The organism is Stenotrophomonas sp. 610A2 (assembly GCF_030549615.1).
In the GTDB taxonomy this organism is placed as follows: domain Bacteria; phylum Pseudomonadota; class Gammaproteobacteria; order Xanthomonadales; family Xanthomonadaceae; genus Stenotrophomonas; species Stenotrophomonas pigmentata.
In genome coordinates this window covers 2,808,924-2,828,247 of the sequence record NZ_CP130832.1, presented here as the reverse complement: position 1 = coordinate 2,828,247, position 19,324 = coordinate 2,808,924, and the positions used below count along the sequence as shown (strand labels likewise).

Genomic DNA, 19,324 nt, shown 5'->3' with positions numbered 1-19,324 from the left:
CGCGTCGAGATCGTTTTGATGCTCTGCACAAAAAAAGCAGAGCGGTCACTGGTTGAATATCGTTGAATTGCTGCGGGTGCGTCGCTGGATGGCGGTATTGAAGCAGGCTTGGCGTCAGTCTCGGGGCAGGGCCCCGGCCATGAACAAGCGTACTGCGTCGCGTGCCTGTTTCTGCGCCTTGGGCAGGTCGCTGAGGACAACGCGACCATTGACCGAACGCAGGACAAGGCCGCCGATCACCAGCATGTAAAAGAAATGCGCGGCTTGTTCGGGGTTCTCGATATACATGCGTCCGGCCGCGGTTTCGCGGGTGAAGTACTGGCTGAGCAGCACTTCCATTGGCGCCACGCCATGGGCATGGAACCAATCACGCAGCGCAGGTTGATTCATGCCTTCGGAAATAACCACGCGATGGCAGGCCAGGCGGGTTGGCGAGAGGACTTCCTCGGCCATCTGGCTGGCGGCTTCTTCCAAGGCCTGCGCGGGCGGCAGCGGCGACTGCAGCAAGGTGTCCAGGCTGCGCCCGAAGTCATTGATGCTTTGCTCCATCAAGGCGTGGATCAGGCCTTCCTTGTCGCCGAAAGCACGGTAGAGCGTGGCCATCGAACCGCCGGCGCGCTTGACGATGTCGGACAGGCGCGCGGCCTGGTAGCCTTTTTCGTTGAAGACTTCGGTGGCGGCCGCGAGGAACTTCTCCACCCGCAATTCGCCGCGGCGTTGCAGCTCCACCGCCGGGCGCGGCGGCAAGGTGGGCTTGTCTGTGCTCGGGACTTCCGTGTGGGGCTGCTCAGCCATCTGATTGATTTGCCTTGTGAAGTCGCCGTCAAGAATAGCGTTGTTTTGGCTTCAGGAGTTGGCGATGCGGATTGCCGCCGCTGCGGTCAGCGGGGCGAGCACGGCGCTGACCAACAAGCCGGCCGCCAGCATCAGCAGTGCGCCACTGGCATCGAAGCCCTGCGCCGCGGCAGCCACCGCACCTGCGCCGAACACCAGCACTGGTACGTACAGCGGCAGCACCAGCAGGGCCAGCAGGATGCCGGCGCGGCGCATGCCAACGGTCAAAGCGGCCACTACCGCGCCGAGCAGGCTCAGCAGGGGCGTGCCCAGTGCCAGCGCGGCGAGTAGCACCGGCAGTTGCTCGCGGGGCAGGTGCATCAGCTCGGCCAGCAGCGGGCTGACCAGCACCAGCGGGAAGGCGGTGGTCAGCCAATGCGAGAACACTCGCACCGCCACCAGCCAGGCCAGAGGCACCGGCGACAGCAGCCATTGTTCCAGCGAGCCGTCCTCGGCATCGCTGCGGAATAAGGTGTCCAGCGACAGCAGGCCGGCCAATAGGATGGACAGCCACAGCACCGCCGAAGCTACGCTCTGCAGCAGCTTGGGGGCGCCGCCAAGGGCCAGGGTGAACAGCGCGACCACCAGCAGGGCGAACAGAATTGGCTGCGCAGCATCACCACGGCGCCGCCACAGCAGCTTCAGGTCGCGGGCCAACAGGGCGCGGGCAGCGGATAGCAGCGTCGGTTGTGGACCGGGCAGGCTCATGCCGCGTCCTCCTGTGCTGCCGGATTGCTCAAGGTCAGGGTGCGATTGCGCACCGGCGGTGCCGCATAGGCGCCATGCGTGGTTACCAGCGCACCACCGCCGCTGCGCAGATGGGCGGAGATCATCCGGTTGACCAGATTGATCCCATCCAGATCCAGGTTGGCATAGGGCTCGTCCAGCAGCCAGATGGGGGCCGGCGACAACCAGATGCGGGCCAAGGCCAGGCGCTTCTTCTGGCCGGCCGACAATTGCCGGACCAGAGTGTCCTCATAACCAGCCAGGCCGACGATGGCCAAGGCATTGCCCGGCATCTGCCGCGCGCGCCGACCTTGCAGCCCGCACAGGAAATGCAGGTTCTCCAGTGTGCCCAGGTCCTGCTTGAGCGCCGTCAGGTGGCTCAGGTAGGCGATATAGCGGGACCGGTCGGTAGTGCTGGCGGGGCGCCCATCGATCTCGATCTGGCCCTCGTCCGGGCGCAGCAACCCTGCCAATACGCGCAACAAGGTGGTCTTGCCGGCGCCGTTGTTTCCCTGCACCAACAGTGCCTCGCCTGCATCCACATGCAGGTCCAGCGGCCCGAATACCGGTTCGTCATTGCGGGTGAAGCGCAGGTCGCATGCTTTGAGCAGTGGCAGGGTGTTGGCGGTGTCAATCATCGGATCGGGCGCTTCCGTCCTTGGGAGGTGGCGCAGGCTGGGCAGCGCATCGGGCCGCGCAGTATAGCGCCGGGATGGCGCTGTCCCGGGGCCTGCGGGCACGGTTTGGGAAGCCTGACGTGCCCGCTTTGCGTACACTCGGGGTTTTCTCCCCCGGCGTGTACGTACCCATGCATCCGCAGACCAAGTTGCCCAAGGTGGGCACCACCATTTTCACCGTGATGTCGCAGCTCGCCGCCGAGCACGGCGCAGTCAATCTTGGACAGGGCTTTCCAGACTTTTCTGCCCCGCAGCGTTTGATCGATGAAACCGCAAAGGCCATGCGTGACGGTCTGAATCAGTACGCGCCAATGACCGGCGTGGCACCGCTGCGCCAGGCCATCGCCCAGAAGGCGCTTGACTGTTATGGCGCGCAGGTTGACCCGGACAGCGAGATCACCGTCACCTCCGGTGGCACCGAGGCGATCTTCAATGCTATCCACGCGGTGGTGCGGGCCGGTGAGGAAGTCATCGTGCTGGACCCGGCCTATGACTGCTATGAGCCGGCGATCGACCTCGCCGGAGCGCGTGCCGTGCATGTGCCGCTGGACCCGCAGACCTTCGCGGTGGATTGGGATCGGGTGCGTGCGGCCATCACCCCGAAGACGCGCATGTTGATGGTCAACACGCCGCACAACCCATCCGGCGCGATGTTGACTGCCGACGACATGCAGGCGCTGGCCGATGTGCTGCGTGGCACCGACATCTACCTGATCTCCGATGAAGTGTACGAACACATCATCTATGACGGCGCCCGCCACGAGTCGGCATTGCGTTACCCGGAACTGCGCGAACGTGCGTTCGTGATCTCGAGCTTTGGCAAGACCTACCACTGCACCGGCTGGAAGATCGGCTACGCCATCGCGCCGCCGGCAATGACCGCCGAGTTCCGCAAGGTGCATCAGTACAACACCTTCACCACCTACAGCCCGGCGCAGTATGGTTTTGCCGCGATGATTCGCGATGAGCCCGAGCATCATCTGGAACTTGGTGCGTTCTACCAGGCCAAGCGTGATCGCTTCCGCGAGCAGTTGCTGGGCACGCGCTTGAAGCCGCTGCCGGTGCCGGGCGGTTACTTCCAGCTGGTGGATTACTCGGCGATCAGCGACCTGCCGGACCATGAGTTCGTGCGCTGGCTGACCATCGAGAAGGGTGTGACTGCGATTCCGCTGTCGCCGTTCTACGAGACCCCGCCGGCCGGGCAGCGTCTGGTGCGCCTGTGCTTCGCCAAGAACGACGCCACCATGGATGCGGCGATCGAGCGCTTGCGCGCGCTCTGACCTGCGAGGTGTCCATGGCTTCCGGTTTTCCAGTCTTTGCGGCGCTATTGGGCGTGTTGGTGCTGGCCGCGCTGGTGAAAGGCTACTTGTTCCTTTCCGTGGTGCAGCCCGGCTTGCGTGCGCGTGGCGTTGCAGTGGACGAGGGTTACCTGGCGTTCCGTGGCAGCTTTGGTCGCTATACCCGCGAGTATCTGGCGCTGCTTGATGCTATCGAGCAGCGTCAGCCAGTTAATCGTTGGATTGCGCGGCTGCAGTGGGCTGTACCGATGCTGGGTGCCAGCTTGGCGGCCAGCGCAGTTCTTTATTCATGGCTGACAGGACGATGACGACAATGCAGGACCTGCGTATTTCCCTCGTGCAGGGCGATACCCGCTGGCACGACCCGGCCGGCAATCGTGACTACTACGGTGCGCTGCTGGCGCCGCTGGCGGGCAACACCGATCTGGTGATCCTGCCGGAGACGTTCACCAGCGGGTTTTCCAACGATGCGATTGACCAGGCCGAAGACATGGACGGTCCCACCGTTGCATGGATTGCCGATCAAGCGCGCGCGCTGGGAGCGGTAGTGACTGGCAGCGTGCAGCTGCGGGTCGACGGCGGCGTCTATAACCGCCTGCTGTGGGCCACGCCTGACGGCGAGTTGCACTACTACGATAAGCGTCACCTGTTCCGTTATGGCGGCGAGCACAAGCGCTACGCGGCCGGCAACGAGCGCTTGTGCGTGGAATGGAAGGGTTGGCGGATCAATCCGCAGATCTGCTATGACCTGCGTTTCCCGGTGTTCTGCCGCAATCGCTTCGACGTGGAGCGGGCCGGGCAGATGGATTTCGACCTGCAGATCTTCGTGGCCAATTGGCCTTCGGCGCGCGCGTATGCGTGGCAGACACTGGCGCGTGCACGGGCCATCGAGAACCTGTGTTACGTGGCGGTGGTGAACCGTATCGGTGTCGATGGCAATGGCCTGCATTATTCGGGCGACAGTGCGGTGATCGACTTCCTTGGCCAGCCGCAGGTGGAGATCCGCGAGCGCGAGCAGGTGGTCACCACGACCATTTCGGCACAGGCGCTGGCGGCGCATCGGGAGCGTTTCCCGGCGATGCTGGATGCCGATGCATTTACCTTGGGTGGACCGGTGGTGGTTCGCTGAACGCTGGCCGCGCGCCGCAGCTGCCAGCCCTTTGCAATGGGCGAGGGGGCTGTCAGGCTCGGTGCCGGTTCAATCAAGCAGAGGATGCGCGATGAAAAAGATGATGGCGATGGCTGCGGTGCTGGCGATGGGCATCGCCCCGGCAGCACAGGCGGCGGGCAATATCGACTGTGAGTTGCGCTACAACCTGACCGGTTGGTCGGCGTTCTACAAGACATCGAGCGGTACCGGCACGATCACCTGCGAGAACGGTGCCAGCATCCCGGTCAAGATCACTGCCAAGGGTGGTGGTTTGACCGTTGGCCGCACCACCATCACCGATGGTCGTGGCCGGTTCACCGGCGCTTATTCGCTCAACGATCTGCTGGGTACGTACGCCGCAGCCGAAGTGCATGCCAGCGCCTCGCGTGCTACCGACGCGCAGGCGATGACCAAGGGCGATATTTCGCTGGCCTTGGCAGGAACCGGGCGCGGTTGGAGCCTGGGCATTGGATTTGGCAAGTTCGTGATCGAACGCCGCTGACCATGCGATGAGGGGCTTGCTGTAGAGCAAGGGCTTGCCCTCATCCGCCCCTACGGGGCACCTTCTCCCGCTTGCGGGAGAAGGGAAGGCATGAAAGCAACGGCCAGAGCCGAAGCAACGGCCAGAGCCGAAGCAACGGCCAGAGCCGAAGCAACGGCCAGAGCCGAAGCAACGGCCAGAGCCGAAGCAACGGCCAGAGCCGAAGCAACGGCCAGAGCCGAAGCAACGGCCAGAGCCGAAGCAACGGCCAGAGCCGAAGCAACGGCCAGAGCCGAAGCAACGGCCAGAGCCGAAGCAACGGAGGAAGCGGTGCTTGACCGCTGCTCCCTTCTCCCGCTTGCGGGAGAAGGTGCCCCGCAGGGGCGGATGAGGGGAGCTTTTCGCGCGACCTCGCACGTGCAGCTCACGAGCATTCCGCGTACTTATGCCGCGCTTGCTGCGCTCTCGGATTGGCTTGAATTCTCAAGCCCAACGCAGAGCAGACTGGTGCAAATCAGTTGCCAGCGGACGCAAATCCCCTGCGTTGAGGCTCAGTCTTCATTGGCTCCAGGAAAAGCCTTGAGCGCCGCCCACACCACTGATTTGGCCCATTCCGGTACCTGTGCAAACTCTTCCTGGCTGACCGGGCAGAGGATGCGGCCCCTGTCCACTTCCAGCACCACCAACGGTTCCACAAGGCCATCGACATCCGGTGGCCGGCTGTTGTCGTAGACGTGCAATGTCGTCAGGTGCGGCAGGAGCTCGATCAGGTTGAGGCGCGAGCTGTCATAGCGCTGGCGGATCTTGTCTTCGGGGATGTCATGGCCGCCTGCGGCAACACGCTCGGCAACCCGCTGCAGGTGCAGCTCGACGCTTTCCAGCCCGCAGAACCACACTGTCACCTCATGTTGGTCGCAGGCCTCGCGCAGCAACTTCGGAATGGTGTTGGCACCCAGCGTGGTCTCGAAAGCGTAGTCGTGATTGGACTGCATCGCCTCGCGCAGGCGCCGGGTGCCTTCCTGCCATGCGGTTGCATTGGCCTCTGCCAATGGCCAGTCCTGCTCCACCAGTTGCCGGGTGAAAGCATCGGGGTTGAACCAGGTGGCGCCGTCATGCGCCAGCATCATGCCCAGCAACGAGCTTTTGCCGGCGCCATTGACGCCGGCTAATACCAGGATGCGTGCCATCGGTCAGAGTGACTTGCCCGGGATGATCTTCAAGCCGCGACGGGCAGGGCGGTTCAAGGCCTTGGACAGTGCCTGGCCGTCGTTGAGTACCGCCAGGTGCGCATCGAACTCGTTCTGCAACCGCTTGAGTGATTGCGCGCGCTGTGCGGCCTCCGACGTGCCAGTGGCCTGCGCAACCAGGCGCTGGTACTCCTCGGCAGAGACCACCACCGCCTGCGGGTGGTTATGGTTGGTGACCACCACCGCACCCAGCTTGGCAACCTTGCGCATCAGGTCAGGCCAGCCTTTGGCCTTGACGTCGCTGGCGGGCGTCTTTTCCAGATCCAGCAGGTTCAGGGATAGGTCCATGGCGGCTGTCTACAGGTGGGTATTGGGAAAATATACCAAATTTCTCCAAATGGGAAATTTCCATGGGGTTCAAGGCCCATGGCAAATTTAGACGCTGAAGCCCGCCCTGGCCTCCAGTCCTTGGGAGAGGGGCTTTAAAACCAGAACGCCCGGTGCGTTGCACCGGGCGTTCTGTTGCTGCGTTGTTTTGTCAGCGCGTTGGATCAGCCGCCGCGCGGGCCGCGATTGCCACCGCCGCCTGGACGACCACCGCCACCTGGGCGACCTGCACCGCCGGGACGGTTGCCGCCCGGGCGCGGACCACCTGACGGACGACCGCCGGGGCCGCCTGGGCCACGGTTGCCGCCGCTCGGACGGCCGCCGGCCGGACGTGCGCCGTAGGGGTTGAAGCCCGGGTTGGCGTGGTCAGAGGGGAAGCTCGGGGCATTGCCCGGGTGGCCGTAAGGGTGCTTGCGCTGACCCTGGCCTGCGCCTTGACCGCCTGCGCCCTGCGAACGACCCTGGCCCGGACCGCCACGGCTGGCACCCGGGGCGCCGCCCGGACGCGGCTTGCCGTAGGGACGAGCCTGGCCATCGGCGGCCGGGCCGCGACCCGGACCACGGTTGCCGCCCGGGCCGCGTGCTGCGCCCGGACCTGCATTGCGGTGGCCGCTCGGACCGGTGCTGACGCCGTCCGGCACGTACCAGGTGCGGAATGCAGCCGGATTGCCTTCCGGAAGGCTGCGGTCGCCAGCGGGCTTGCGCTGCTTGAACGGCTTCTGCGACTGCTTGGCAGCGGCTTCGCCGCTGACCGTCAGGCCGCCCTTGAAGCCGCCGCCGCTCTTGCCGCCACGGCCACGGCCGCCGCGGTCTTCGCGCACGTTGTCGAAGCGGCGCAGTTCGCGGCCTTCGTCGGCACTGTTGTGGCCGTTGACGTAGGCGTTGCCGCGGCTGCCTTCGCGGGAAACGCGCAGGGTGGTCTTGACTGCCTTGCGCTGGCCGATCACCGGCTGCAGGGTCAGGGCAGACGGGGTGCCTTCTTCCAGCTTGAGCTGGGCGCGCAGCGCGTCTACCTGCTGGGTGGTCAGTTCCACCGACTTGCCGCGCATCAGTTCACGCGGCAGCTCGATCTTGCCGTAGCGGGTGCGCTTCAGGCGGCTGACCTGGCAACCCTGCGATTCCCACAGGCGGCGCACTTCGCGGTTGCGGCCTTCCTTGACGACCACGCGGAACCAGTCGTGCGAATCGGTGCCGCCAATGCGCTCGACTTCGTCGAACTTGGCGCCGCCGTCTTCCAGCAGCACGCCGCGGCCCAGGCGCTCGATGATCTCGTCGGAGACCTTCTCTTCGCCTTCCGGTGCACGCACACGCACCACGTACTCGCGCTCGACTTCGAACGACGGGTGCATCATCGCGTTGGCGAGTTCACCGTCGGTGGTAGCCAGCAGCAGGCCGGTGGTGTTGATGTCGAGGCGGCCGATGGCGATCCAGCGTGCGCCCTTCAACGGCGGCAGCGCTTCGAATACGGTCGGTCGGCCTTCGGGATCGTCACGCGTGGTGACTTCGCCTTCGGGCTTGTTGTAAATCAGTACGCGCGACGGGTCGGTCAGGGCGCTGGCAACGAAGCTGCGACCGTCGAGGTCGATCTTGTCGCCGCTCTTGATCGACATGCCGGTCTTGGCGACTTCGCCGTTGACCTTGACCAGGCCGTCGGCGATGCGCTGCTCAAGCGCGCGACGCGAGCCCAGGCCGGCCTGCGCCAGTACCTTGTGCAGGCGCTCTTCAAGCTTGGGCTGCTGTTCGGTGTCGGCTTCGCGCTTGAGCGAGAGCTTGTTCAACGAAGGTTTACGCGGGGTGTCACTCATCTGTTTGGCTCCGGCCGGCGTTTTCCGCGTCGGCCTCTGGTTCGGAATCGGCTACATCAACAGCCACGGTCGTCGTCGCGACGGCGTTGTTTTCAGTTTGTTCCACTTCCGCCGCGCGCTCTCCCGGCGCGGCGTCGGGTTCGCCGGTGAAGGCGGTGTCGGATGCAGTCGCGTTCGAATCGGGGGATTCTGGCGTGGCTGCGGTTGTTGAGTCGCTGTCGTTGGCGGCGTCCAGGCGCTGCGGCGAGGCGGCACCAGCGGCTAGCGGGGCAGCTGGTTGGCCGTCGCCATCCAGCGGTAGTTGCGGTTCCAGCTCGCCGATGTCGCGCAGTTCGGACAGTGGCGGTAGTTCGTCCAGACGCTTGAGCCCGAAATAATCCAGGAAGCCCTTGGTGGTGCCGAACAGGGCCGGCTTGCCGGGCACGTCGCGGTGGCCGATGACCCGGATCCACTCGCGCTCTTCCAGTGCCTGGATGATGTTGCTGCTCACTGCAACGCCGCGCACCTGCTCGATCTCGCCGCGGGTGATGGGTTGGCGGTAGGCGATCAGCGCCAGGGTTTCCAGGGTTGCGCGGGTGTAGCGGGTCTTGCGCTCGGTCCACAGTCGCGACACCCAGCCATGCACTTCGCTGGTGATCTGGTAGCGGTAGCCGGAGGCCACTTCGGTGAGTTCCACGCCGCGTCCGGCACAGCCTTCGCGCAGCAGTTCCAGTGCCCGCTCGATGCTGCCCGGCGGCGCCGGCTCATCTTCGGGAAACAGGCCCTGCAATTGCGCCAAGGTGACCGGCTGGCTGGAAGCTAGCAGGGCACCTTCGACAATACGGTTGATCAGCGGTTGATCCATGCGTTGGGTCGGTTGCTCAGGCGGGGGTGTCAGCGTCATCGAACTCGCTGGAGAACTGCAGCGGTGCGTTGGTGTTGCCGGTGGCCAGGGACTTCACATAAATCGGGGCGAGCGGGGCTTCCTGCACGATGTCGAGCAGTTGCTCCTTGGCCAACTCCAGGACTGCAAGGAAGGTGACCAGGACGCCGAGCTTGCCTTCTTCGGCAGTGAACAGACTTTCAAAGCGGTAGAACTTGTCGCCTTCCAGCAGGCTGAGCACATCGCCCATGCGCTGCCGCACGCTCAGGGCTTCGCGTTTGATCGCGTGGCCGCTGAACAGCTCGGCGCGCTTGAGTACATCGTGCAGCGCCAGCAGCATTTCCTTCAGCTCCACCGGCGGTGGTGCCTTGACCAGCACCCGCTCCGGCACGAAGGCGTGCGCCAGACTGGTGTCGCGGTCCTGTCGGGGCAGGCTGTCGATATCCTCGGCGGCCTGTTTGAAGCGTTCGTATTCCTGCAGGCGACGTACCAGCTCGGCACGCGGATCTGCTTCTTCGCCCTCGATGCTGGGTGGGCGCGGCAACAGCATCCGCGACTTCACTTCAGCAAGTATCGCCGCCATCACCAGGTACTCCGCTGCCAGTTCAAAGCGCAGCTCCTGCATGACATTGATGTATTCCACGTACTGCTTGGTGATCTCGGCGACCGGGATATCCAGGATGTCCAGGTTCTGCCGGCGGATCAGGTAAAGCAGCAGGTCCAACGGGCCCTCGAAGGCGTCGAGGATGACTTCCAATGCATCCGGCGGGATGTACAGATCCTGGGGGATCTGCAGTACCGGTTGGCCATGCACCATCGCCAGCGGCATTTCCTGCTGCTGAGGTAAGGGATGCTGCGCTGGCGGGTTCGCGTCGTGCGCGAGTTCGGAAGTCATCAGGTCGACATTCGGGGTATTGCGAGCCGGATACGCCCCAGGTTCCCGCCCGGGAGCATTCCAGCCCATGTATTACGAGCTACTCGCGCTTGTTCGGCGCGCTTCCAAACATGAACAACAAGGCGCGCCGCAGGATCAGCGGCAACGTCATTACGAGGAGGTCGTCTACGCGGCCCGGGAAGTGATGCGCTCCGGTGGTTGGGTGGCGGGCCTGACCCGCTACCGCACCGGGCGGCTACTGGCCGGCTGCGTGCAATGGACTAAAGAGTAATCGCCCGGGCAGGGCGGTGTCCAGCCTTGTGACGCTAGACTTGGCATCCTTCCATTCAGCAGACAAGCGGAGAAAGGCCAGTGTGGTACGTAATCGAGGGCTATGACGGTGAGGATGTGCTGGCGGCGCGGCTGCAGGCGCGCGGGGCGCATCTGGCGCGGTTGCAGACATTGCTTGACCAGGGGCGGCTGCTTTTGGCTGGTCCATGTCCTGCGATTGACGCGGAAGACCCGGGTCCGGCCGGCTTCAGCGGCAGCGTGGTGATCGCCAGTTTCGAGGACCTGGCAGCAGCGCGAGCCTGGGCCGATGCCGACCCGTATGTGGCTGCAGGGGTCTATACGCGCGTGGAAGTCCGTCCCTTCCGGAAGGTGTTGCCATGAGCCGGGTCGAGCGGATCCAGACTGCTTTGCAGGCCGCTTTTGCGCCGCAGCAGTTGGAAGTGAAGGATGACAGCCACCGCCATGCCGGCCATGCCGGTGCCAGTGATGGGCGCGGTCATTTCAAGGTCCTGGTGGTCAGTGATGCGTTTGCCGGCAAAGCACCCTTGGCCCGACACCGTGCCGTGTACGCCGCGCTCGGTCAGATGATGGAGACGGACATCCATGCACTGTCGATCAAGGCGCTTACGCCGCAAGAACACGGTGGTGCCGACTGAGCCGCTTGTTTTGGGCGCAGCACCTGCGGCATCGGGACAGCACTTGTCCCGGCAGGACAAGGTGGGCTAACGAAGTGTTTACAAGCGGGTTTGAAAACGTTTACAGTCCGCTGGACCCTGTACTGCGGAGGGTAGGCCAGTGGCGAAATCGGCAATAACGATAAAGGATGTTGCCCGCGAGGCAAACGTCTCCGTCGCTACTGTGTCGCGCGCCCTCAATGGCCATGACAATGTCGCCGCGCCAGTACGCAAGCTGGTGCTGGAAGTGGCCAGCCGGCTTCGATACACCCCGCACGCGGCCGCCCGTAGCCTCAGCAGCCGCAGTACCCAGACAGTCGGTGTGGTGCTTCCCGACCTGTATGGCGAGTTCTTTTCCGAATTGATGCGCGGTATTGACGGTGTGGCCAGTGCCCATCGGCGGCATCTGCTTGTGTCCAGCTATCACGGTGACCAGCAACAGCAGGGCTCTGTGCTGCAGGCGATGCGCGGGCGCGTCGATGGTCTGCTGGTGCTGTCGCCCTATGCGGGCGATTCCGATTTCCTGGTCGACAACCTGCCGCCTGCGCTGCCAACCGTGTTGATCAACACGCCATTGGCCGAGGCACAGTATCCGGTCTTCAGCATCGATGACCACGCCGGTGCGCTGAGCATGACCCGGCATCTGCTCGAGATCGGGCACCGCCGTATCGCCTTCATTGCCGGGCCCGCGCATAACCACGATGCACAACAGCGCCTGCTGGGTTTCCGCGAAGCAATGGCGGCGTTCGATGGCAAGGTTGAAGCCATCGAACTGCAAGGCGACTTCGACGAAGGCTCCGGTCATCAGGCTGGATTGGCGCTGCTGGCTGCGGCATCGCTGCCGGACGCGGTGTTCGCCGCCAACGACATGATGGCCTTGGGTTGCCTGTATGCGTTCTCGCAGGCAGGGGTCAAAGTTCCTGCGCAAGTGGCGCTTGCCGGCTTCGACGATATCCCTTTGGCGCGCTTTGTTCACCCCGCGTTGACAACGATGCAGGTCAGCATCGCGGAGTTGGGCGAGCGGGCGATGCTGCAACTGGTGCAGATGATCGATAGCGGGCAGGCGCAGACAGCGCCGGCCGTGACGCTGGTTCCAACCTTGGTTGTGCGCGACTCCACTGCCGCGTGTGACTTTCCTTGACCCGGCGATAGACCGGGATGGTTCCCCACAAAAACGTTCCTCGCGGCCTATGCCGCCGCTTTGGGAGAGGTAAAGAATGAACAATAAAGCTCGGAAATCCAGCCCCACACGCAAGCTGCTCAGCAGCGCGCTGACTGCATGCCTGCTGCTGGGCGTAACACCTGCATTCGCGCAGAGCACCGGTGCGACCATCCGCGGCCAGGTGATGGCTGACTCGGCCCCCGCCGCGCAGGCACAGGTCACTGCCACCAATATCGCCACCGGCTTGAGCCGCAGTGTGCAGAGCACTGGCAGCGGCAGCTACTCGTTGGCCGGCCTGCCGCCGGGCACCTACAAGATCGACGTCAATGCCGGCGGCAAGACCAGCAGCCAGAACATCACCGTGCAGGTGGGCCAGACCGCGACAGTGAACCTGGGCGTGGGTGGTGTGGCTGAAACCGGCGGCGGTTCGGCAACCACGCTGGACGCGGTGCAGGTTACCGCGCAGGCGCCGATCGAGACCAAGACCTCGGAGATCGCCACCTACATCACGCCGCAGCAGATCCAGGCGCTGCCGCAGGGCACGCGCAACTTCCTGGCGTTCGCCGACACCGTGCCAGGCATGGCGTTCGAGCAGAACCCGGCCAATGGCTCGACCAAGCTGCGTGGCGGCGTGCAGAGCGCCAACAACGTCAACGTCTACATCGATGGCGTGGGCCAGAAGAACTACGTCACCCAGGGCGGCATCACCGGCCAGGACGCGAGCCGTGGCAATCCGTTCCCGCAGCTGGCCATCGGCGAGTACAAGGTCATCACCTCGAACTACAAGGCCGAGTACGACCAGATCAGTTCGGCCGCGGTGACGGCGGTGACCAAGTCCGGTACCAACGAATTCAAGGGCTCGTTCTTCTGGGATTACACCAACCAGGATTGGCGTGAGCCGCGTGAGAGCGAGAAGAACGGCGTCGGCAAGACCCGTTCCGGTGAGAAGCAGTACGGCGCCAGCTTCGGCGGCCCCATCGTGCAGGACAAGGCACACTTCTTCGTCACCTATGAAGCCAAAGAGTACAACGCACCGCAGGACCTGAAGGCAGGCGAGGGCCGCTTGCCCAGCGATCTGCCGCAGGCATGGCGTGACCAGCTTGGTGCCACCGCAACGCCGTTCAAGGAAGACCTGTACTTCGGCAAGCTGGATTGGTCGGTCAACGATGCCAACCTGCTCGAGTTCACCTACAAGCGCCGCGAGGAAAGCGAGATCGGCAACGTGGGCGGGCAGAGCGCAAGCAGCTACGGCACCGATACCGGCGTGACCGAAGATCGCTACGACCTGCGCTGGCAGTACTCCAGCACCAACTGGCTCAGCGATTCGCACCTGACCTATGAAAAGGCATTCTGGACCAAGGCGCCGGTGAATTTCGGCAATGGCAGCGTGCTGACCGACGGCAGTGGCGATGACGGCAAGCAGATCTACCGCATCGGTGCCGGCGATGGCGGCCTGCAGGACAAGGGCCAGAAGGGTTGGTCGTTCCAGAACGACACCACCTTCTTCGGTTGGGAAGGGCATACGCTCAAGTTCGGTGTGAAGTACAAGCAGGTTGATCTCGATACCATCGAGCAGCAGCCCTACAACCCGCAGTTCTATTACGACATCAACCAGGGCGGCGTCGTTCCGTACTTCGTGCGCTTCGGCAGCCCGGCTGGCGGCACCGATGGCGGTTCGGTCACCTCCAAGAACAAGCAGTTCGGCATCTACATCCAGGATGACTGGGATGTCACCGATCGCCTGACCTTGAACCTGGGCCTGCGCTGGGACTACGAGAAGACCCCGTCGTACCTGGACTTCGCCACTGCGCCGGATGTGCTGGCTTCGCTGGACAGCCAGGACCCCAATGCCGTGGCCGGGCAGACCTATGCGCAGACGCTGGCGCTGGGTGGCATCGACGTCAACCGTTACATCAGCACCGGCAACAACCGCAAGCCGTTCAAGGACGCGATCCAGCCGCGCCTGGGCTTCTCCTATGACCTGAGTGGCGATGAGCGCTTGGTGCTGTTCGGCGGCGTCGGTCGTTCCTATGACCGCAACCTGTTCGACTACCTGCAGCTGGAGCGCAGCAAGGCGACCTTCCCGACCCGTCGCTTCAAGATCAACTCGCCGGGCCACGCCTGCGTGGTTGGCGGTGACTGCCTGGAGTGGAGCCCGCAACTGCTTGATCGCGACTACCTGATGTCGCTGATCGATTCGACCGAGGCCGGTCGCGAAGTGTGGATGTTCGACAACAAGTTGAAGACCCCGTACTCAGACCAGTTCAGCCTGGGCATCCGCAGCAGCTTCAACCTGATTGGCCAGGACTGGAACAGCTCGGCCACCATCCAGCACACCCGTTACAAGGATGGCTTGCTGATCTCGCGTGGCAACCGCTATGCCGATGGCGGCGTTTTTGCCCCCAACGGCAGCCCGTGGAACGCACCCGGCCTGCCGGGCCTGGGCTCGCTGATCGTGGCGACCAATGGCTTCGAGTCGAAGAACACCGCATTGCTGCTGAGCCTGGACAAGCCGTATACGGCTGAAAGTCCGTGGAACATCAACGTTGCCTACACCTATACCGACGCCAAGCAGAACATCCACGAGAAGGATCCGGTCTACGGTTGGTACTTCCAGCAGGGTGGCTGGTTCGACGGCGCCTGGGCGCCGAAACACCGCGTGGTGGTCAGCGGCTTCACTGATCTGCCTTGGGGCATGAGTGCGTCTGGCAAGCTGACCCTGTCCAGCAAGATCAAGCGCTGGGACATTGACGGCACTGCGGCGTACGGCGGTTATGAGCGCCCGCACAGCTGGGAGGCGAGTGGAAGTGCGTTCAAGCAGTTCGACATGTCGTTGACCAAGACCTGGGATACCGGCACCGACCTGAAGCTCAAAGTGCGTGCCGACGTCATCAATGTCTTCAATTGGACCAATTGGGGCGGTTACGGCATCAACTGGAATTCGGGTGTGGTCAGCAGCTGGGATCAGTACGCCACCCGCACCTTCAAGCTTTCGTTCGGTCTGGACTGGTAAGCGGCAGCGTCCCGGCCGGCGCATTTCCGGCCGGGACGTTTCCTATATGCAGCACGCTTTCGCCACGTGAATGTGGCGCTATGTTTTCAAGATGGATGTCGCCTTGAGCAAGTCACGTACCTCGCAATTGTTGGCCTGTGTTCTCGCCGGTATGGGGCTGGCGTTGTTGGGGGGCTGTGGCAAGGCGCCGGAGCCGCCGATGCCGAAAGTGTTGCCACAGGTGATCCTGATCGAGGCGGACCTGCCGCCACGGCCGATGAAGCCGGAATTGCCGCCGTTGTTCGACGACATCGAGCGGCGTACCTTCCAGTTCTTCTGGGACACCACCAACGAACAGAACGGTCTTACCCCGGACCGCTATCCGTCGCGGCCGTTTGCCAGCATCGCCTCGGTTGGATTTGCACTGACGTCGTATCCGATCGGCATCGAGAACGGCTGGGTCAGTCGCAACCAGGCAGTGGAGCGCACCCTGGTCACGCTGAAGTTCTTCCGTGACCTGCCCAGTGGCCCGCAACGCACCGGCAAGGGCGGTTACAAGGGTTTCTACTACCACTTCCTCGACATGCAGCAGGGCCGCCGCTACGACAGCTGGGTGGAGCTTTCCAGCGTTGATACCGCCCTGCTGCTGATGGGTGTGTTGTTCGCGCAGAGCTACTACGACCAGGACGATCCGCGCGAGAAGGAGATCCGGCAGATTGCCGATACCATCTACAAGCGCGTCGACTGGCAGTGGCTGCAACGCAACAAGCCGCTGGTATCGATGGGCTGGTTCCCGGAGAGTGGCTTCATCCAGCACGACTGGATGGGCTACAACGAAGCGATGATGCTGTACGTGCTGGCCCTGGGTTCGCCGACACATCCGGTCGAACCTGATGCGTGGACCGTGTGGACGCGTACCTATGACAACGATTGGGGCGTGTACCAAGGGCAGGAGTATCTGTCGTTCGGGCCGCTGTTCGGCCATCAGTACAGCCATGTCTGGATCGACTTCCGCGATATCCAGGACCCGTACATGCGTGAGCGTGGCATCGATTACTTCCTCAACAGCCGCCGCGCCACCTTGGCGCAACGCGAATATGCGATTGAGAACCCGATGCAGTGGAAGGATTACAGCGCCAATGTCTGGGGTTTGACCGCAGGCGACGGGCCGCAGAACACCACCCAGGAATACAAGGGTGAGCAGCGCCAGTTCCGCCATTATTCGGCACGTGGCGCAGGCCTGCGCGAGAACTTCGATGACGGCACCATCGTGCCGTCAGCAGCGATCTCCTCGCTGCCGTTCGCACCGGAAGTCGTGATCCCGGCCACGGTGGAAATGCACAAGCGCTACGGCGATTACCTGTACTCAAGCTATGGCTTCCTGGATTCCTTCAACCCCAGCTTCGGCTACGACATCCCGCTCAAGACCGGGCGCTTGATTCCTGAGCGCGGCTGGGTGGCCAGCGATTACATCGCCGTTGATCAGGGCCCGATCCTGGCCGGCATCGCCAACTACCGCGATGAGTTCGTGTGGGAGGTGATGAAGAAGAACCCGTACATCCGCAAGGGATTGGAGCGGGCTGGTTTCACTGGTGGCTGGCTGGCACCGGAAGACAGCTTCCAGCCGTTGCAGAAGGACGAGCAGGCCGCTTCGGCACGCGCGTCGGGTATTGCCGAGTCGCGCGCTGCGGCAGCGGCAGAGCAGAAGGCGGCCAGCGAGCAGCCGGCTGCACCTGCGGTCAAGAAGCAGTGATGCGCGGTCAATGATGCGCGCGCTGTCGATGCTGTTGCTGTTGTTGCTCGCGGGCTGTGCCAAGCCGGAGCAGGGCACCACCTTGCGGTTCTGGGCGATGGGCCGTGAGGCCGAGGTCGTCGGCGAGCTGGTGCGTGAATTCGAGGCGGAAAACCCGGGCATCCGCGTTGATGTGCAGAACATTCCATGGACCGCTGCGCACGAGAAGCTGTTGACGGCATATGCGGCCGACGGCCTGCCGGACGTCTGCCAGCTGGGCAACACCTGGATTGCCGAATTCGCCACCTTGCAGACGCTGACACCGCTGCAGCCATTGGTCGAATCGTCCGCGGTCATCGACGAGCAGGACTACTTTGCGGGTATCTGGGATACCAATGTCGTCAATGGCGAGTTGGTTGGCATTCCGTGGTACGTGGACACGCGCCTGCTGTTCTATCGCAAGGATCTGCTGCGCCAGGCCGGCTATACACAGCCGCCCAACACCTGGGCCGAATGGGAGCAGATGAATGCGGCGCTGAAGAAGGTCATGGGCGCCCGCGGCTATCCGGTGCTGATGCCTTTGAACGAATTCGAGCCGCAGCTGTCATTCGCGCTGCAACAGGAGGATGCGCTGCTGCGCGATGGCGACACCCGCGGCAACTTCCGCAGCCCCGGTTTCCGCCGCACGCTGGCCTTCTACGACAATATGTTCGAGCAGGGCTGGGCGCCGAAGATGTCCGAGACCCAGATTTCCAATGTCTGGGATGAATTCTTCCGCGGCTTCACCGCGTTCTATCTGTCAGGCCCGTGGAATATCCGCGAGTTCCGCCAGCGCCAGCCGCCCGGACTAGAGGGCGAGTGGGGCGCAACGCCGCTGCCCGGTCCTGATGGTCTGGGTGCAGGCATTGCCGGCGGCACCAGTCTGGTGGTGTTCCGTTCTTCGCAGAAGAAAGAGGCGGCATGGAAGCTGATCGAGTTCCTTTCGCGGCCGGCGATCCAGCAGCGTTTCTACAAGATCATTGGTGACCTGCCGCCACGGCGCAGCGCCTGGGACTCGCCGGAGCTTCGCGACGATCCGCTGACCGCCGCATTCGCCGATCAGCTCGAGCGCGTCAAGCCCACGCCCAAGGTATTGGAGTGGGAGCGCATCGCCCAACAGATGCGGGTGGTGACCGAGCAGGTGGTGCGCGGTGGTTTGCCGCAGGACAAGGCGGTCGAACAGTTGGATCAGCAGGTGGATGACATCCTTGCCAAGCGCCGTTGGATCGTCGAGCAGCAGGCTGATGCAGCTGCCAAGGCGGCACCATGAAGCGCAGTTCACTGGCGGGTTGGATCTTCGCCGCACCTGCACTGATCGTTATCGGTGTGTTCTTTGGCTTGCCGGTGCTGTCGGCGCTGGCCTTGAGCCTGACCGACTTTGATCTCTATGCCTTGGCCGATCCGCACAATCTGCGCTTCAACGGCCTGGGCAACTACATCGATCTGTTGCAGACGCCGATGTTCTGGAAGTCGCTGGGCAATACCGCCTACTTCGTCGTGGCCGGTGTGCCCTTGTCGATAGGCGTTTCGTTGGGCGCGGCACTGCTGCTCAACGCACCGGCTTCGCGCTTCAAGGCGCTGTTCCGCACCGCGTTGTTTGCGCCGGTGGTGACCACCTTGGTCGCGGTCGCGGTGATCTGGCGTTATCTGTTCCACACCCGATACGGGCTGGTGAACTGGGGGCTGGGGCAGGTCGGCATCAATCCGATCGATTGGCTTGGTGACCCGAACTGGGCAATGCCTACCATCATCGGTTTCGCGGTGTGGAAGAACTTCGGCTACAACATGGTGATCTTCCTGGCCGGCCTGCAGGCGATTCCCAAGGACTTGTACGAGGCAGCAAGGATCGACGGTGCCTCGCGCTGGCAGCAGTTCTTGCATATCACCTTGCCGATGCTGGGGCCGGTGCTGTTGGTGGTTGGTGTGATCACCGTATCCGGTTACTTCCAGCTGTTTGCCGAGCCGTATGTGATGACGCGTGGCGATCCGCTGCAAAGTACCGTGAGCGTGCTCTATTTCATGTTCGAAGAGGGCTTCAAGTGGTGGAACCTGGGGCGCGCCTCGGCCGTGGCCTTCCTGTTGTTCCTGATCATCCTGGCGGTGACCACGCTGATGTTGCGCTTCGGTAAGCGCAGGGAGCTGGTATGAGTCGG

The 19,324-nt window shown here is 63.4% G+C and carries 20 protein-coding genes; 12 read left to right on the top strand and 8 right to left on the bottom strand.

Going from position 1 to position 19,324, the window contains the following annotated elements:
• Positions 1 to 114: 114 nt before the first annotated feature.
• The 3 genes from Q5Z11_RS12695 to ccmA are packed head-to-tail and all read right to left on the bottom strand — an operon-like array spanning position 115 to position 2,198.
• Positions 115 to 795 carry a TetR/AcrR family transcriptional regulator gene (locus Q5Z11_RS12695; RefSeq protein ID WP_303746753.1) on the bottom strand — a complete coding sequence of 227 codons (681 nt, stop codon included), beginning with the start codon at positions 793 to 795 and terminating at the stop codon, positions 115 to 117.
• Positions 796 to 846: 51 nt separating this feature from the next.
• On the bottom strand, positions 847 to 1,542 hold the full coding sequence (gene ccmB / locus Q5Z11_RS12690) for a heme exporter protein CcmB (RefSeq protein WP_303746752.1): 696 nt from the start codon (positions 1,540 to 1,542) through the stop codon (positions 847 to 849).
• A complete protein-coding gene (ccmA, locus tag Q5Z11_RS12685; RefSeq protein ID WP_303746751.1) occupies positions 1,539 to 2,198 on the bottom strand; it encodes a heme ABC exporter ATP-binding protein CcmA in 660 nt (219 codons plus the stop codon). Before ccmA ends, ccmB begins: the two co-directional genes overlap by 4 nt.
• A gap of 170 nt (positions 2,199 to 2,368) precedes the next feature.
• Between ccmA and Q5Z11_RS12680 the strand changes: the two genes are divergently transcribed.
• The 4 genes from Q5Z11_RS12680 to Q5Z11_RS12665 all read left to right on the top strand — a co-directional run bounded on the left by Q5Z11_RS12680 (position 2,369) and on the right by Q5Z11_RS12665 (position 5,187).
• A complete protein-coding gene (locus Q5Z11_RS12680; protein WP_303750030.1) occupies positions 2,369 to 3,517 on the top strand; it encodes a pyridoxal phosphate-dependent aminotransferase in 1,149 nt (382 codons plus the stop codon).
• 14 nt (positions 3,518 to 3,531) lie between these two features.
• Positions 3,532 to 3,843 carry a hypothetical protein gene (locus tag Q5Z11_RS12675; protein ID WP_303746750.1) on the top strand — a complete coding sequence of 104 codons (312 nt, stop codon included), beginning with the start codon at positions 3,532 to 3,534 and terminating at the stop codon, positions 3,841 to 3,843.
• A gap of 5 nt (positions 3,844 to 3,848) precedes the next feature.
• Positions 3,849 to 4,664, top strand: coding sequence for an amidohydrolase (locus tag Q5Z11_RS12670; protein WP_303750029.1), 816 nt, complete (start codon positions 3,849 to 3,851; stop codon positions 4,662 to 4,664).
• 91 nt (positions 4,665 to 4,755) lie between these two features.
• Positions 4,756 to 5,187 (top strand): peptidase associated/transthyretin-like domain-containing protein, encoded by a 432-nt coding sequence (locus Q5Z11_RS12665; RefSeq protein WP_303746749.1) that lies wholly within the window; start codon positions 4,756 to 4,758, stop codon positions 5,185 to 5,187.
• A gap of 530 nt (positions 5,188 to 5,717) precedes the next feature.
• On the opposite strand, the gene Q5Z11_RS12660 is transcribed toward Q5Z11_RS12665, so the two are convergent.
• The 5 genes from Q5Z11_RS12660 to Q5Z11_RS12640 all read right to left on the bottom strand — a co-directional run bounded on the left by Q5Z11_RS12660 (position 5,718) and on the right by Q5Z11_RS12640 (position 10,302).
• Entirely contained in the window at positions 5,718 to 6,353 is a 636-nt protein-coding gene (locus Q5Z11_RS12660) for a hypothetical protein (RefSeq protein ID WP_303746748.1), read from the bottom strand.
• A gap of 3 nt (positions 6,354 to 6,356) precedes the next feature.
• Positions 6,357 to 6,701 (bottom strand): type II toxin-antitoxin system prevent-host-death family antitoxin, encoded by a 345-nt coding sequence (locus Q5Z11_RS12655; protein WP_303746747.1) that lies wholly within the window; start codon positions 6,699 to 6,701, stop codon positions 6,357 to 6,359.
• 203 nt (positions 6,702 to 6,904) lie between these two features.
• Positions 6,905 to 8,545, bottom strand: a complete 1,641-nt coding sequence (locus tag Q5Z11_RS12650; protein ID WP_303746746.1) for a pseudouridine synthase — start codon at positions 8,543 to 8,545, stop codon at positions 6,905 to 6,907.
• A complete protein-coding gene (scpB, locus tag Q5Z11_RS12645) occupies positions 8,538 to 9,389 on the bottom strand; it encodes an SMC-Scp complex subunit ScpB (RefSeq protein WP_303746745.1) in 852 nt (283 codons plus the stop codon). The genes Q5Z11_RS12650 and scpB overlap by 8 nt, the downstream gene beginning before the upstream one ends.
• A gap of 16 nt (positions 9,390 to 9,405) precedes the next feature.
• Positions 9,406 to 10,302, bottom strand: a complete 897-nt coding sequence (locus tag Q5Z11_RS12640) for a segregation and condensation protein A (protein WP_303746744.1) — start codon at positions 10,300 to 10,302, stop codon at positions 9,406 to 9,408.
• A 67-nt stretch (positions 10,303 to 10,369) separates the two neighbouring features.
• Between Q5Z11_RS12640 and Q5Z11_RS12635 the strand changes: the two genes are divergently transcribed.
• The 8 genes from Q5Z11_RS12635 to Q5Z11_RS12600 all read left to right on the top strand — a co-directional run bounded on the left by Q5Z11_RS12635 (position 10,370) and on the right by Q5Z11_RS12600 (position 19,319).
• Positions 10,370 to 10,573 (top strand): hypothetical protein, encoded by a 204-nt coding sequence (locus Q5Z11_RS12635; protein WP_303746743.1) that lies wholly within the window; start codon positions 10,370 to 10,372, stop codon positions 10,571 to 10,573.
• Positions 10,574 to 10,653: 80 nt separating this feature from the next.
• The gene (locus Q5Z11_RS12630) at positions 10,654 to 10,953 is read left to right on the top strand and encodes a YciI family protein (RefSeq protein ID WP_303746742.1); all 300 of its coding nucleotides are present in this window, start codon (positions 10,654 to 10,656) and stop codon (positions 10,951 to 10,953) included.
• On the top strand, positions 10,950 to 11,228 hold the full coding sequence (locus Q5Z11_RS12625) for a BolA family protein (protein ID WP_303746741.1): 279 nt from the start codon (positions 10,950 to 10,952) through the stop codon (positions 11,226 to 11,228). Before Q5Z11_RS12630 ends, Q5Z11_RS12625 begins: the two co-directional genes overlap by 4 nt.
• Before the next feature lie 139 nt (positions 11,229 to 11,367).
• Positions 11,368 to 12,387: a LacI family DNA-binding transcriptional regulator gene (locus tag Q5Z11_RS12620; RefSeq protein ID WP_303746740.1), complete on the top strand. Its 1,020-nt coding sequence runs from the start codon at positions 11,368 to 11,370 to the stop codon at positions 12,385 to 12,387.
• Positions 12,388 to 12,463: 76 nt separating this feature from the next.
• Complete coding sequence (locus Q5Z11_RS12615) at positions 12,464 to 15,421, top strand: TonB-dependent receptor (RefSeq protein WP_303746739.1); 2,958 nt, start codon at positions 12,464 to 12,466, stop codon at positions 15,419 to 15,421.
• Positions 15,422 to 15,620: 199 nt separating this feature from the next.
• Positions 15,621 to 17,153: a glucoamylase family protein gene (locus Q5Z11_RS12610; RefSeq protein ID WP_303750028.1), complete on the top strand. Its 1,533-nt coding sequence runs from the start codon at positions 15,621 to 15,623 to the stop codon at positions 17,151 to 17,153.
• A 13-nt stretch (positions 17,154 to 17,166) separates the two neighbouring features.
• On the top strand, positions 17,167 to 18,441 hold the full coding sequence (locus tag Q5Z11_RS12605; RefSeq protein WP_405051696.1) for a sugar ABC transporter substrate-binding protein: 1,275 nt from the start codon (positions 17,167 to 17,169) through the stop codon (positions 18,439 to 18,441).
• On the top strand, positions 18,438 to 19,319 hold the full coding sequence (locus Q5Z11_RS12600; RefSeq protein ID WP_303746737.1) for a carbohydrate ABC transporter permease: 882 nt from the start codon (positions 18,438 to 18,440) through the stop codon (positions 19,317 to 19,319). Before Q5Z11_RS12605 ends, Q5Z11_RS12600 begins: the two co-directional genes overlap by 4 nt.
• Positions 19,320 to 19,324: the final 5 nt, after the last annotated feature.